General features: G+C 46.3%; 13 protein-coding genes and 5 tRNA genes. 8 read left to right on the top strand and 10 right to left on the bottom strand.

Annotation, left to right across the window (positions count from 1 at the left end; genetic code table 11):
* Window positions 1–12 precede the first annotated feature (12 nt).
* The 10 genes from NM125_RS09060 to queA form a co-directional block, all read right to left on the bottom strand.
* Window positions 13–85: transfer RNA gene (locus NM125_RS09060), tRNA-Trp, on the bottom strand.
* Between the two features lie 66 nt (window positions 86–151).
* Complete coding sequence (gene tuf, locus NM125_RS09055; RefSeq protein WP_255133411.1) at window positions 152–1,339, bottom strand: elongation factor Tu; 1,188 nt, start codon at window positions 1,337–1,339, stop codon at window positions 152–154.
* 56 nt (window positions 1,340–1,395) lie between these two features.
* A tRNA-Thr gene (locus NM125_RS09050) sits at window positions 1,396–1,467 on the bottom strand.
* A gap of 7 nt (window positions 1,468–1,474) precedes the next feature.
* A tRNA-Gly gene (locus NM125_RS09045) sits at window positions 1,475–1,547 on the bottom strand.
* Window positions 1,548–1,554: 7 nt separating this feature from the next.
* Window positions 1,555–1,637, bottom strand: a tRNA-Tyr gene (locus NM125_RS09040).
* A gap of 29 nt (window positions 1,638–1,666) precedes the next feature.
* A tRNA-Thr gene (locus NM125_RS09035) sits at window positions 1,667–1,739 on the bottom strand.
* Between the two features lie 67 nt (window positions 1,740–1,806).
* The gene (locus NM125_RS09030) at window positions 1,807–2,454 is read right to left on the bottom strand and encodes a DedA family protein (RefSeq protein WP_255134579.1); all 648 of its coding nucleotides are present in this window, start codon (window positions 2,452–2,454) and stop codon (window positions 1,807–1,809) included.
* A complete protein-coding gene (gene ispF, locus NM125_RS09025) occupies window positions 2,454–2,930 on the bottom strand; it encodes a 2-C-methyl-D-erythritol 2,4-cyclodiphosphate synthase (protein WP_349294184.1) in 477 nt (158 codons plus the stop codon). Before ispF ends, NM125_RS09030 begins: the two co-directional genes overlap by 1 nt.
* Before the next feature lie 2 nt (window positions 2,931–2,932).
* A complete protein-coding gene (gene ispD / locus NM125_RS09020; RefSeq protein WP_255134577.1) occupies window positions 2,933–3,622 on the bottom strand; it encodes a 2-C-methyl-D-erythritol 4-phosphate cytidylyltransferase in 690 nt (229 codons plus the stop codon).
* 2 nt (window positions 3,623–3,624) lie between these two features.
* A complete protein-coding gene (queA, locus tag NM125_RS09015; protein ID WP_255134576.1) occupies window positions 3,625–4,680 on the bottom strand; it encodes a tRNA preQ1(34) S-adenosylmethionine ribosyltransferase-isomerase QueA in 1,056 nt (351 codons plus the stop codon).
* Window positions 4,681–4,848: 168 nt separating this feature from the next.
* Between queA and NM125_RS09010 the strand changes: the two genes are divergently transcribed.
* The 8 genes from NM125_RS09010 to NM125_RS08975 all read left to right on the top strand — a co-directional run bounded on the left by NM125_RS09010 (window position 4,849) and on the right by NM125_RS08975 (window position 14,177).
* A complete protein-coding gene (locus tag NM125_RS09010) occupies window positions 4,849–5,358 on the top strand; it encodes a hypothetical protein (protein WP_255134575.1) in 510 nt (169 codons plus the stop codon).
* 23 nt (window positions 5,359–5,381) lie between these two features.
* Window positions 5,382–5,846, top strand: coding sequence for a LytR C-terminal domain-containing protein (locus NM125_RS09005; protein ID WP_255134574.1), 465 nt, complete (start codon window positions 5,382–5,384; stop codon window positions 5,844–5,846).
* A gap of 4 nt (window positions 5,847–5,850) precedes the next feature.
* A complete protein-coding gene (gene rsfS, locus NM125_RS09000) occupies window positions 5,851–6,270 on the top strand; it encodes a ribosome silencing factor (protein WP_255134573.1) in 420 nt (139 codons plus the stop codon).
* Complete coding sequence (locus NM125_RS08995) at window positions 6,267–6,707, top strand: hypothetical protein (protein WP_255134572.1); 441 nt, start codon at window positions 6,267–6,269, stop codon at window positions 6,705–6,707. Before rsfS ends, NM125_RS08995 begins: the two co-directional genes overlap by 4 nt.
* Window positions 6,708–6,713: 6 nt before the next feature.
* On the top strand, window positions 6,714–7,685 hold the full coding sequence (locus NM125_RS08990; RefSeq protein WP_255134571.1) for a 2-hydroxyacid dehydrogenase: 972 nt from the start codon (window positions 6,714–6,716) through the stop codon (window positions 7,683–7,685).
* Window positions 7,686–7,712: 27 nt separating this feature from the next.
* Complete coding sequence (locus tag NM125_RS08985) at window positions 7,713–11,606, top strand: sensor histidine kinase (protein WP_255134570.1); 3,894 nt, start codon at window positions 7,713–7,715, stop codon at window positions 11,604–11,606.
* A 61-nt stretch (window positions 11,607–11,667) separates the two neighbouring features.
* A complete protein-coding gene (locus tag NM125_RS08980) occupies window positions 11,668–13,011 on the top strand; it encodes an MATE family efflux transporter (RefSeq protein ID WP_255134569.1) in 1,344 nt (447 codons plus the stop codon).
* A 59-nt stretch (window positions 13,012–13,070) separates the two neighbouring features.
* Window positions 13,071–14,177 (top strand): type III polyketide synthase, encoded by a 1,107-nt coding sequence (locus tag NM125_RS08975; RefSeq protein ID WP_255134568.1) that lies wholly within the window; start codon window positions 13,071–13,073, stop codon window positions 14,175–14,177.
* Window positions 14,178–14,179: the final 2 nt, after the last annotated feature.

Genomic DNA, 14,179 nt, shown 5'->3' with positions numbered 1-14,179 from the left:
TTATTTTGTCTGCACGGGTGGAGAGACTCGAACTCCCGACACCTGGTTTTGGAGACCAGTGCTCTGCCAACTGAGCTACACCCGTATAAAGCGCACAAGAGCAGGCGGCAAACCGACTGCTCTATGCACTGGCCTTATTTAAGGTACTGCCTTAATCCAATATTTTAGTTACAACTCCGGCACCCACGGTACGTCCGCCTTCGCGAATCGCAAACCGTAGCCCTTCTTCCATCGCTACCGGCTGAATCAATCCTACATTCAGCTTCACGTTGTCTCCCGGCATTACCATCTCCACACCATCAGGAAGCTCACAGGCTCCGGTTACGTCGGTGGTACGGAAGTAAAACTGTGGGCGGTAGCCTTTGAAAAATGGCGTGTGACGGCCACCTTCATCTTTACTGAGTACATATACCTCACACTCAAACTGCTTGTGAGGAGTGATCGAGCCGGGCTTACAAAGTACCATGCCTCGCTCAATCTGCTCTTTGTTAATTCCTCGCAGCAGAATACCGGCGTTGTCTCCGGCCTGCCCTTCATCGAGCATACGACGGAACATCTCAATACCGGTTACTACCGATTTCATCGGGTCTTCTACAATCCCTACAATCTCAATCTCGTCGTTTACTTTAATAACGCCACGCTCGATACGTCCGGTAGCTACCGTTCCACGACCGGTGATAGAGAAGATATCCTCTACCGGCATCAGGAAAGGCTTGTCTACATCGCGCTCCGGCGTTGGGATGGTTTCATCCACAGCCTTCATCAGCTCTACAATGCTTTCTTCGTGCTCGGCTTCGCCGTTGAGAGCGCCCAGGGCTGATCCCTGAATCACCGGGATGTCGTCGCCGTCAAATTCATAAGAAGACAGCAGCTCGCGTACTTCCAGCTCTACCAGCTCCAGCAGCTCTTCATCGTCTACCAGGTCTACCTTGTTCATAAATACAACAATCTGAGGTACACCTACCTGACGAGCCAGCAGAATGTGCTCGCGAGTCTGTGGCATCGGACCGTCGGTAGCGGCAACAACCAAAATTGCTCCGTCCATCTGAGCGGCACCCGTCACCATGTTCTTGACATAGTCGGCGTGACCCGGACAGTCTACGTGGGCGTAGTGGCGGGCATCGGTTTCGTACTCCACATGCGCGGTAGCAATGGTAATCCCACGCTCGCGCTCTTCCGGAGCATTGTCGATGTCGGCAAACTGCTTGGCTACACCGCCGTAAGTTTTCGCCATTACTGTTGTAATAGCTGCCGTCAAGGTTGTTTTACCATGATCTACGTGTCCAATTGTTCCCACGTTCACATGGGGCTTATTCCGTTCAAAGGTCTCTTTTGCCATGATTAAGCTGTTTTGTTAAGTATTGTTTAAAAATTCATCAAAAAAATTTCGACCTGAGCCGATAGTCGGATTTGAACCGACGACCCCTTCCTTACCATGGAAGTGCTCTACCCCTGAGCTATATCGGCGTCGTTGAGCGAGCGACCGGAATCGAACCGGCAACATTCACCTTGGAAGGGTGACGCTCTACCAATTGAGCTACGCTCGCTTACGCGTGGGGAGAGTAGGATTCGAACCTACGAAGTCTCACGACAACAGATTTACAGTCTGCCCCAGTTGGCCGCTTTGGTATCTCCCCAGATAAAATCAATAAATTAAAGATCGCTGAGCCAGTGACCGGATTCGAACCGATGACCGACGGTTTACAAAACCGTTGCTCTACCAACTGAGCTACACTGGCTTTTCGCGAAAGACTTCAAAATTAAGTATGATAGCTTTGATTGTCAATAATGTTTTGTGAAAAAATTTCACTCTTTTTCATCTTTTACGACTTGCTTCCTCCTGCGATAGGAAAAGTAGGCTTTAAGCCCTACAAACAGCGCTATCAACGCTAAAATGACCTTTCCATAGTTGGATAGATACTCCCCGATAATTTGCCAGTTATCCCGAATGACCCAGCCCATCGCCAATAGCAGGGTATTCCATAAAACCGAACTCACCAGTGAACTCAGAATTGTGGGTGTAATTTTGAGATGAGACATCCCGGCTGTGAGCGAGATGACCGATCGGGTTCCGGCCAAAAAACGATTCGCAACAATCACACCCTGCCCCCATCGGCTCATCCATTTTTTCCCCCTGGCGAAATACTTGTAATCGATAAAGCGGAGTAAAAAATGACTGTCCCTGTTTTCTTCAATTTGGGCTCCCCACCGATGGCCCAGCCAATACATCGTCATAAATCCCCCTACAGAAGCAACAACGGTGAGGCTCCATACAGGAAACAACCCGATCAAACCTTCCGCAGCTAAGTATCCGCCGAAAGCCACAATCACATCTCCGGGCATGGGTGGGATAAGGTTCTCGATATAGGCTATTCCAAAAAAGATGAGATAAACACCAATCGGTGGCACTACACTTATCCAATCGACAATACTTTGTACAATCTGATCAGCCATCACCCGGAAACCTGAATGAGAACTACAGCCTGTGCAATTATCCCTTCCTCACGACCGGCAAATCCCATTTTCTCGGAAGTTGTTGCCTTCACGGATATATCGTCAATGGAACAACCAAGGTCTTCAGCTATGGTTTTGCGAATGTCATCTATATAAGGACGGAGTTTTGGCTGCTCAGCTATTATCGTGGCATCAAGATTTCCCAACTGATAGCCTTTATCCTTTATCAGCTCATAACTTTTTCGGAGCAACACCCGGCTGTCGGCATTTTTGAATTCAGGATCTGTATCCGGAAAGTGTGCGCCTATATCCCCGAGAACAAGTGACCCAAGCAGTGCATCTGTTATAGCGTGAAGCAATACATCTGCATCGGAGTGACCAAGAAGTCCTTTATCATGAGGGATTTCAACCCCACCGAGCATGAGCTTGCGCCCTTCGCTGAACCGATGCACATCGTATCCATATCCAATTCGCACTTTCACTTTCCCACTCCAAGAATTAATTCTGCAACCTTAAGGTCAACAGGATAGGTAATCTTCAAATTTTCCCGGTCTCCTTCAACCATTTGAATGGCTCCGCCAATTCTTTCTACTAAAGAGGCATCATCGGTGCCGATGAAGTTCTCACCTAAAGCTGACTCATATGCCTTGACGAGCAATTCTTTTTGAAAAACCTGGGGGGTTTGAGCCTGCCACAAAACCGAACGATCAGGCGTTGATTCGATCACCTTATCTGCATCCACTTTTTTGATGGTATCTTTGGCGGGCACCCCAAGAACGGCTCCACCTATATTTGAAGCAACCTCGCAACACTCTTCAATAAGTTGCTTGCGAACAAAGGGACGAACTGCGTCATGCACGGCAACCAGCTCACATTCAGCAGACACAAGTTTAAGTGCATTATAAATTGAAAACTGACGCTCGGCACCGCCCTCAACTACATCCAATTGTATGTCTGTCGAAAGCTGCTCAAACATGGACTTTATAGTCGGGATATAGCTTTTTGATGTAGCGATAATGATTTGGGCTACATCCGGAACTTCCAGAAACCTGGAAATGGTATGTTCAAGAATGGTTTTATCCCCCACCTTTATAAAAGGCTTGGGGATATCGGAACCCATTCTCTCCCCCGACCCTGCCGCCGGTATTATGACCGACAGTTTAGACATGCTTAAAGAATCAGCATTGCATCACCGAATGCAAACATACGGTAATCGTTTTTCTTGGCTTCTTCGTAAGCCTCCATCAGAAAGTCGTAACCCGCAAAAGCAGCTGCCAGCATCAAACGAGTTGACTCCGGCTGGTGGAAGTTAATGACCAACCCTTCTGTAATTTTAAAATCGTAAGGAGGGTATATGAACTTATCAGTCCAACCGGTTCCCGGCTTAGACATCCCACTTGCCATCACGCTTGTTTCGATGGTTCGACAAGAACTTGAACCAATGGCAATCACCCGGTTCTTTTTCTTTTTCAGCGTTTCGTTGATTTTATCGGACGTGTCTTTAGAAATGAAGTAATTGTCTGAGTCCATACGATGCTTGGTCAGATCTTCAACCTCAACATTGCGGAAAATTCCCCAACCAATATGAAGGGTGGTCGGCAAGAACTCGACTCCTTTCTTCTTAATCTTCTCAACCAGCTCTTCCGTAAAGTGCATCCCGGCCGCCGGAGCAGCTACTGCTCCACGCTCGGTCGCAAAAATAGTTTGGTATCGCTCTTTGTCTTCTTCTACCGGCTCACGTTCAATGAATGGAGGTAAAGGCATTTTACCGAGTTCATCCAGCCTGTTGTACAGTTCCTGATTAGGTCCTTCATAAAGAAAACGAATAGTACGCCCGCGTGAAGTTGTGTTATCCACTACTTCAGCCATCAGCTCTTCGTCTTCCTCTCCAAAATACAGTTTATTCCCGATTCGGATTTTACGCGCCGGCTCAACCAGCACATCCCAAAGCATGTTTTCCGGCATCAATTCTCTCAGCAGAAAAACCTCAATATCCGCTTCTGTTTTTTCCTTCTTACCGTTCAGGCGGGCCGGGAATACTTTGGTGTTGTTGTAGATCATGACATCATCTTTATTGATGTACTCATGAATTTTATCAAAAGTGGTGTGCTCGATGGTTTTTTCAGCACGATTAAGAACCATCAACTTGGCTGAATCTCTTTTCTTCAGCGGTTCTTCAGGAATGTTTAAATCGTCAATCTCGAATTTAAAATCGGTAAGCTTCATTTAGCTATTTATCAGGTTATTCAGTACTGTTAGAAAAGTTGAATAAGATAGAGTTTTTTTTATGGGATTTCAAAGCTTGTGCCCATTGTCTGTTGTTTATTATTAAAGGCCAATTCGTTATACTTAAGTATCTGCTCTTGCGTTCAACTGTAAACTTTGACGAGCATCATGAAAAAATTATTTACACTCACTTTTGCGTTCGCTATTATTTATAGTGTTCAATTATCTGCCCAGCTGAGAGAGGATCTTCCCAGATACAACGACTTTTCAGGGCCCATTATTAACTCCCAGACATCTACTGTCCAGACCTGGCTGAATGATTTCTTCCAGAACAACGTGACGATGAGCCACTCTTACTCAATGAGTTTTGGTGCTGTTGGCGGTTCCTACCAGAACGTTAACGCTTACACCAATACGCTCAACTTTATGTTTACCCCGGATCTTACCGGCCGCGTGGATGTTTCTTTCCTTCACTCTCCATTCGGAGGTTCTGATTTTGTTAACACTAATAATAATTTAGGCGGACAGGTACTAATCCGGAATGCCGAATTGAACTACAAAATCAGCGACAATGCGCGCATTCAGTTGCAATATCAACAACTACCGGCAGGCTATGGGTACCACAACCCCTATGGTTTCGGAGCCTATGGGTATAACCGGTTCAACCCCTGGTATTAGAAAGGATTTTTAAAACGTAGTTGATGGCAGAAACAAAAGGTAACAGCTCTTCCGGTACGAACGAACTTTTTTTAAACGCCGCTATTGGATTTCTAAGTGTTCTGCTGCTGGTTTTGGTAGCAGCACTATTTACCCGCATTATTTATCCCCGCATTTTTAATGAACGGGCAGAGCTTCAATCAGAACTTATAAGCGAAATCATTCAAATTGAGGTTTTGAATGGGTGTGGGATTTCAGGAATTGCCAACTCCTATACCGGATTGCTCCGGAAAAATGGGTTCGATGTGGTTGAAACCGGAAATTTTGAAACGTTTGACCTCCAGGAAACCCTTATAATATCACGAAGCGGAGTGATGGATAATGCATATCGTGTGGCCAACGCATTAGGCGTTCCTGAACGGAACGTAATTCGGGAATCGTCTCCTGATTTTTATCTCGACGTGAGCGTAATTATTGGCCACGACTTTGAAAAACTAAACACTGATTAACTTTATGACCGACATTAAACAACCAGCAAAAAAACAATTTGAAAATGCCTTCTCGGATGACACCCCTGATTCTCAGGAAATGGTGGAAGTAATTACGGAGGCCCTGCTTAGCCGAAAAGGTAAAGAAATAATCGTGCTGGATGTTTCTGAACTGACTACCCTTACCGACTATTTCGTTGTTTGCCATGGTAACTCCGACGTTCAAATCAAAGCTCTCGCCGATGTTGTGGAAGAAGATGTACGCGAAAAAATGGGAGAGAAAGCCTGGAAAAAAGAGGGTTTGCAGAGCCGCTCCTGGGTAATCCTGGATTTTGTGAACATTGTAGTACACGTAATGAGTAAAGAAAAACGGGACTTCTACGGACTTGAGCGCATGTGGAATGATGCCAAAGTGACCTACATTGAAGATGCTTCTGAAGAATGAAAGTTTATAGTCTCCTCATTTATTTGATCGCTGTGATTATTCTGGGAGTTGGATGTGCTTCAAATCAACCTTCCCCGGAGGAACGTTACCCGGACTTGGCTGATGAAAATCCACCGCACCGGATTCCATATGTAGAGAAAGAGATCGCTATCGACAGTATCGCCTTTATCAGAGTGCAAAAAGAAAAAGCATTAGTAGTAAAAGGAACTTTCCCGAACCCCTGCACCCAAATACTTCGAGTGGATGAGCGCATCGTCCCCGAAATGCTGACACTGAATATTATCGGCTGGCAAAAATATCAGCAGATGTGTGCCCAAACTATCACTCCATTCACCTATATCCACAAGGGCATCAGTTCGGAGCAGTGGGAACAAAAAAAGCTGATCGTGATAAATGAAAAGGAATTTGAACTGCCGCTTGGCTCTTCAACAAAATAACCTGACATGCCTAAGATCCTGATCACAGAACCTATACCTGATGATGTAATTGATTATTTGAAGAACTTCGCATCGGTCACTGTTGGGGATAAAGGCACCTACCAATCTGAGGAAGCGCTCATTCGGGATATCCCGGAATACGACGGACTCCTATGCATGCTGTCCACCCCGGTTTCGGAGACGGTACTAAAAGCCGGGCAAAACCTAAAGGTTATAGCCAACTTTGCCGTTGGGTATGATAACATTGATGTAGAAGCCGCTCATGATCTTGGCATTAAAGTAGCCAACACTCCGGATGTGCTTACCGAAGCTTGTGGAGATTACGCGATGGGCCTTTTGCTCGCACTTTCCAGAAAATTCAAAGAAGCCGAACAGTATCTGCGTGATGGAAAATTTGCCGGCTGGGAGCCCCTTGGCTTTTTAGGAATGGAACTGAGAGACCGAACCCTTGGCATCATAGGGATGGGGAGAATTGGGCAGGCCTTTGCAGACCGGGCTCGTGCATTTGGCATGAAGATTATCTACCACAACCGCACAAGAGTGGATGAAGAAACAGAACAGGAACTTAAAGCCGAGTTTATTGCAGATCATAAAGAGCTTGCCCAACGCGCTGATGTATTGAGCCTGAATTGCCCACTCACTGAAGAAACCCATCACCTGGTGAATAAAGAGCTTTTAGATTCGATGCCGGAGCACGCATTATTGATCAATATTTCGAGAGGAGCGGTTATTGATGAGGCGGCTTTAGCCCAGGCATTGCACCAAAACCAAATTGCCGGAGCCGCACTCGATGTTTTTGAAGAGGAGCCCAAAGTACATCCCGATTTGTTAACGGCCCCAAATACCCTGCTGCTTCCGCATATCGCCAGTGCTACCCATCGCACCAGAAAAGACATCGGGATGCTTGCCGCCGAAGCGATCACATCGGTCCTTGAAGGTAAGGCGGACAGCGAAATACCAAACTTGATTAGCCGTTAATTTACGCTCATATTCGTTCTCACCTTTATGAGTAGTGCTATATTGAAATCACCCATAGAAAATAAAACCTGGGCTCTTGCCTTTCTGCTGACTCTGATCGCCCTTGCTTACGGGATATTTGAAATATGGACCGAACAAGGGCAACTTTCTGAGATTGAACAGGTTCAATTAGCCAATCAATCGGTTTATAAAGCACTGCAAAACTACAGCGATTTTGAGCAGGACTTCATTAATGAAAGTGAAAAGTATGCGACTACCGCAAACCAATTCCTGGAAAACAATGTCCCGACAGATGCACTTGCCGAAGAAGCAGTGGCAGGTTTTGACTTCTGGGGGTTGTCACTTTTTAGAGATCAGAACATGTTGCTTTGGACCGGCTTTGCCGCAAAGACTCTCCCCACTATTTCGGATAGCAGCGAAGCCGTTTTAAGCCTTGAACAGAATAACAACGTCACATTTCTGCAATACCGAACTTCCTTCACCGTCAGTGAGGCGGATTCTTCCGTACCGTTTATCCTCATTACCCGGAAGAAAATTAAGCAGGAAAATATTCTCCCCATTGGCAACAATGCCGAGATAAGTCCTTCAACTCTTTTCCAGACAGAATCGGAGTACCCGGTTCACTTTAGTTTTTTTGAAAACCCACCGGCTAACATTCAGTTCCAAACAAAAATATCTACCGCAAATATAGATTCAGCCGGAGTCGTTTATACCCTTTCGGAAGGCTACGCTACCTACCGGTCAAACCAACAGAACCGTTACTTTTTATACCGGGCTATTTTCTACGCTGTTTTCATCTGCCTAATTACCCTGTTTTTGATTTCCATTTCCCGGGAATTGAGTACCTGGAAATCCTTGCTGTTGAAATTATTTGCCATCACTTTGGCATGGGCTTTCTTTTCAAATATTGATTACGGGGTGGGCTGGATTGAAATATTTTATGCTTTGGGTCAGCAAGATTTTTTGACGCTTAAGCCCCTGGTAAAGTATGGAGTACATGCGTTATTTGTTCTGCTGCTCACCATTGTCTGCTTCCGCCCGTTAATTTCTTCGGAGATTGAGCTGCAGAAACAACCTAAAATCACCCTGCCGTTAACCCTGATTTTCTTTGGGTTTCTATGCGCCTTCCTGCTTCACTTTTATATCATTGAAACCTACTCTCTTTTTACCCAGACATCTATCCCGGTGTTAGATCTTGAGGTATTCCCCAACTGGGACACCCTCGTTTTCTATGTGATGTCCGGGGTTTTCACCATTTCATGCATCACGCTGTTAACCTTGCTGGGCTGGTTTATCATTAAGCTCACCATCACCCCTCCCATTATCCCCTTTTTATTCATTCTTTCAGGATATATCCTTGGGATGTTTATCATCTTTGAGCTGAGTGCCGATGCCCATATTGCGGGATGGATCACCCTTACCACCGGCATTTTCTTTGGAACCATCCTTAGCTTCGTTTTCCTGGCCAATCGAGATTCTGATTTATTTACCTATGCCTCCCGTTTACGATTGCTGCTTTTATTCAGCTTTATCTCTGTAGGCTTATCGTATATAGCTGTGTACAAAGGCTATTCTGAACGATTGAATGGGCAGATGCAGCGGGCAGCCGAGTTATTTGTTGATGAAGAAGCCACCCAGGCCGAACGTATTGCCAGAAGTTTACTTACCGGGCTTGAGCGCTCAGTCTCTAATCTTACCGAAGAAGACTTAAATCAGCGCCCCGCTTTTGTTGAGAATTATTTCACCCAGCAAACCCAACAACTTATTACCGAAGAATGGGAGCGTTTCTCCATTTCAACCCAGCTTGTAAATAATAATGGGGATATCATCGGGGAGTACTCTTCTGATTTAGATTCCCCGGCATGGACCCGCGCTTTCAATATTATGTCGCTGGTGATTCCATTTGAGGAAGAACAAATCAGGCTGGAAAACCTTCGACCCATTGTACGGGAGCGGCCCTTAAATGAAGCCAACTCAAATTATTCTTCTTTCCGCCGGGCCTGGATTCCCCTTTATGAAAACGGCTCGTCTCCACAGCGTATTGGATGGATTTTATGCTCCGTGTACCGCGAACGTCCTCAATTTGAGAAACCTCTGCGTGCCGTTATTGCCTCGGAGGGCAGTGAGAACTGGAACGCGTCAATCAGTATCACGGAATATGTGAACGGACTTGCTTCCCGCAGAAACATTGTTGGGATACCCCTGGAAATGCCCGGTTATCTGCGGCTTCCCGGAGAACTTATTGAAGATATTGTGGTAGAGGAAGATTCCACCATGTTCAGAACAGAGGGTCTTGGAGATCAGCAAATCAGGGAGTTTTTCATTGCCACCTCAAGTGAGAAAATAATACGGGCTGCTACAAATCACCCCGGCCTGGATAATCACCTGTTTTCGCTGCTCCGGTTTTTCTTTTGTGTGTTGATTACCGGCCTCCTCGTCCTTGGCTCCCTGTTCTGGAAAAAAGACCTCAACATTCTGGGGCATAACCGTCGTTTTCGAGACCGGCTTATCGACCGTTTTGTATTTGCCTCCCTGCTTTGCCTGATGGCCTTGATCGCAACAACATATTATGCCATCAAAAGCCAAAACCAAAAAAGCGTACAGGACCAACTGTTGGATAAACTGGGAAATCTTACCGATGCTATTTCTCTTCAGGAGAAGCAATCGCTTAGCGCATCCCCTATTCCACTCAGCGAACTCACATCAACACTGGATGCTGATGCTGCTCTTTATAAAGACAAAACCGTCAACACCTCTACCACCAGCCAGATTTATAATCAGCACCTGCTTCCGAGAATTTTACCCTGGGATGTGTACGATTCCATTTATAACCGGGGAAACAGCCAGGTTACCCGAAAAGCCACCCTTGGCAATCAGGAACTGTTGATTGGATATCAGCCCTGGCTTAACACAGAAGGGTCGATTGCCGGTATTGTTGCCATTCCTACCTTTCTGGAAGCGCCAAAATTCAATGAACAGCTGCTTTCAACAACCAGCTATTTGCTTGGGTTTTATGTCATCATATTCGGGCTGTTCATTATTGCCGCTTCATTGATTTCAACCCAATTAACCTCTCCACTCGAAGCACTGCGGGAAGGACTCAAAAAAATATCCGGTGGCGATCTGGAAACCACTCTTCCCGTAAAAAGTAAAGATGAAATCGGCTCGCTGACCAATGCTTATAACGTTATGGTGTACCGGCTGAAAGACTTACAGGAAGACCTGGCCCGTGCCGAACGGGAAGCTGCATGGAAAGAAATGGCCCAGCAGGTGGCTCACGAAATCAAAAATCCGCTTACACCCATGAAGCTGAACCTCCAACACCTGGAGCGTCAGCTGAATGTTTCGGAAGATGAGTTCAAACTCATGAAACCAAAAATTGAGAAGATCGCGGCAAATATGATTGAACAGATTGAATCACTCAGCCAAATTGCTTCCGATTTCTCCAAGTTTGCCCGCCCTACCGATCAGGAGTTTAAACCGGTTGAATTGAATGAACTGCTTGCATCGGTGGCAGAGCTGTATGAGCCGGAAGAGAACCTCACCATAGAAACTGAACTTCACCAAGGAGAACTCCGGGTTCTTGGCGTGAAAGATGAGCTACGGCGGACTCTCATCAACCTCGTTAAGAATGCGCATGAGGCCATGCCCGAAGGAGGGAAAGTCACCCTGACATCTACTCTGAGCAGGGCAAAAGACAAGGTAGTCATATCTGTGAAAGACAATGGTGAGGGTATTCCCGAAGAAACTCAGGATCAGATTTTTGTGCCGAATTTTTCCACTAAATCGAGCGGAACCGGCCTGGGGCTGGCCATCACTAAAAAAGTCATTGAAGAACACGATGGCGAGATTTCTTTTACCTCCGAAAAAGAAAAGGGAACCACCTTCACCATTCACCTTCCTTTAGACAAAACCGAATAGACCCGATAGCCAATCTTTATCGCAATTGGAGAAAATTTGTCCGTACCTTTGCGCTCCTCCTATGAAAAATCCGCGCAAAGATATAAAGAAAGAAGGGCTGAAGTTAGTAGCTATTGGTAGCCCTATCATTGCTACTCAGCTTTTACGAATGGGGCTCAATTTTACCGATACGGTAATGGCCGGAAACCTGTCTGCCCTCGATCTTGCTGCCGTCGCCATCGGTAATGCCATTTATATGCCCATCGGGATTTTTTGCATGGCCACGCTGATCGCCATCAATCCGGTGGTTTCTCAATTTCTGGGTGCCCGAAAGTTTGAGGAAATTGGCAAAAGCGCCCGGCAGATGTTCTGGCTCATCATCTTACTAACCATTCCCGCTTTTTTCCTGATCCGAAACCTGGACCTGGTGATGCACCTGGTGGGCGTAACCGCGGAAATCATCCCCCTCGCCGATGGATACCTCAAAGCCATCTCCTGGGGCGTTTTACCGCTGCTTGCCTACGCGGGTGTTCGATACTTCAGTGAAGGATTATCGGTTACCAAGCCGGCTATGTACATTGCCGCGGCAAGCCTGGTTTTAAACGTCGGAGCCAACTATGTGCTGATGTATGGCAAATTAGGGTTCCCGGCTTTGGGAGCGGTTGGCACCGGCTATGCAACCTCCATCATTAATCTGTTCGGGGCCATTGTATTCATCGCCTTTACCGCATCCTTTAAACCCTTCAAACGCTTTAATATTTTCGATCGGACAACCGGTCCTGAGTGGAAGTACATTGGTGAACTCATTAAAGTAGGTGTACCAAATGGGGTGAGTTCATCTATGGAAATCCTTCTTTTTGCTACCGTCAGCTTGCTGATGGGAACACTGAGCGTAAAAGCTGCCGCTGCTCACCAAATTGCGATTAATGTAGCAGCTACCATGTTTATGATTCCTTTCGGGCTTTCCATGGCTATTTCCCAACGGGTCGGGTTTTCGCTGGGGCAAGGTTCTATGACTAATGCCCGCTTTCGGGGTTTTGTAGGAATTGTCATTTGTGCAGGGGTGATGACGCTCACCGCATTGCTGCTATTCCTGGCACCGGAATTCATCATCAGCATTTACACCGATGATGTGGAAGTAGCTTCAGTTGCCATTTCCTTACTGTTTATGGCCGCTATTTTCCAGATCTCAGACGGACTGCAAGTGGGAGCCTTTGGTGCACTTCGGGGATTGAAGGACACTCGCATTCCCATGATCGTGAACTTTATTTCTTACTGGCTGGTGGGTTTTCCAACCGGATACCTGTTAGGAATTTATCTCGGATATGGCCCGGAAGGACTATGGATTGGGCTGATCGGTGGATTGACTGTAGCAGCTGTATTACATAACTACCGGTTTAATAAGCTCACGAAAGCCAGGTCTTAACTGAATGAAGACCCGCCCCAAAAGGTTTGGATAACATCCCCAAATTGTTATCCTACCATATGCCCGTATTCATTCATGACATAGCCACTTCAGTTCCGCCTTTTTCGAGCGATCAGCAGCATATCCGCGAGGTGATGAAAAAGCATGTGGGTACGGATCGAAAAACCGAAGCCATTATTCACCGCATCTATACTCAGTCCGGAATTGAGAAACGCCATTCTGTGGTGCAAGATTTTGAGCCCAACGAACACGGAAGATTGTTTTTTAACGGTCAGGCTAAATCCGAGCCAGGAACAGCCGCCCGAAACAAGGTGTATGAAGAGGAATCAAAAAAGCTTTTTGTGGATGTCGGTCGGAAATTGCTTGCTGACAATCCACATATCTCTTCTGAAGAAATCACCCATGTAGTCACTGTATCCTGTACGGGCTTTTTTGCTCCGGGGCCTGATTATGAACTGGTGAAAGCTCTCCGGTTGAAACCCTCTACAGAACGTTTTCATGTTGGATTTATGGGGTGCTATGCTGCCTTCCCGGCCATGAAAATGGCCCAATCATTTTGCAAAGCTGATCCGGATGCGGTGGTGTTGGTGGTTGCTGCTGAGCTATGCACGCTTCACTTTCAGTTCAGAAATGACATCGACAATTTGCTATCCGGGTCTGTGTTTGCAGATGGGGCAGCAGGAATGATCATCTCTTCAAAACCACCCAAAAAGCAAGGCTTTGAAATCCGGAAGTTTGCTTCTTCCCTGGCTCCAAAAGGGGAAAAAGATATGGCCTGGACCATTGGTGATTCCGGCTTTAATATGATCCTTTCCACTTATGTGCCGGACATCATTAAAGAGAACCTGGAATCTGTTGTTCAGCCACTTTATGAGGCTTATCAGCTTTCCAGAGCGGATATCGATTACTGGGCTTTGCATCCGGGTGGGCGTGCAATCCTTGACAAAATTGAGGACAGCCTGAATCTGAAACCCCATCAAATATCAGCATCCCGGGCTGTGCTTTCCGAGTTTGGTAATATGAGCAGCGCCACGGTTCTGTTTGTACTCAACAAGCTGCTGGATTCTGATTTAACAGCCGGACAGTACGTTCTTCCCATGGCTTTTGGTCCGGGATTGACGATTGAAAGTGGGCTCTTTGAAGTTCATCATCCGGATGAGGATTGATC

The organism is Gracilimonas sediminicola, from assembly GCF_024320785.1.
Lineage (GTDB): Bacteria > Bacteroidota > Rhodothermia > Balneolales > Balneolaceae > Gracilimonas > Gracilimonas sediminicola.
The sequence above is the reverse complement of the archived record's forward strand: the minus strand, read 5'-3'. Positions and strand labels throughout refer to the sequence as shown.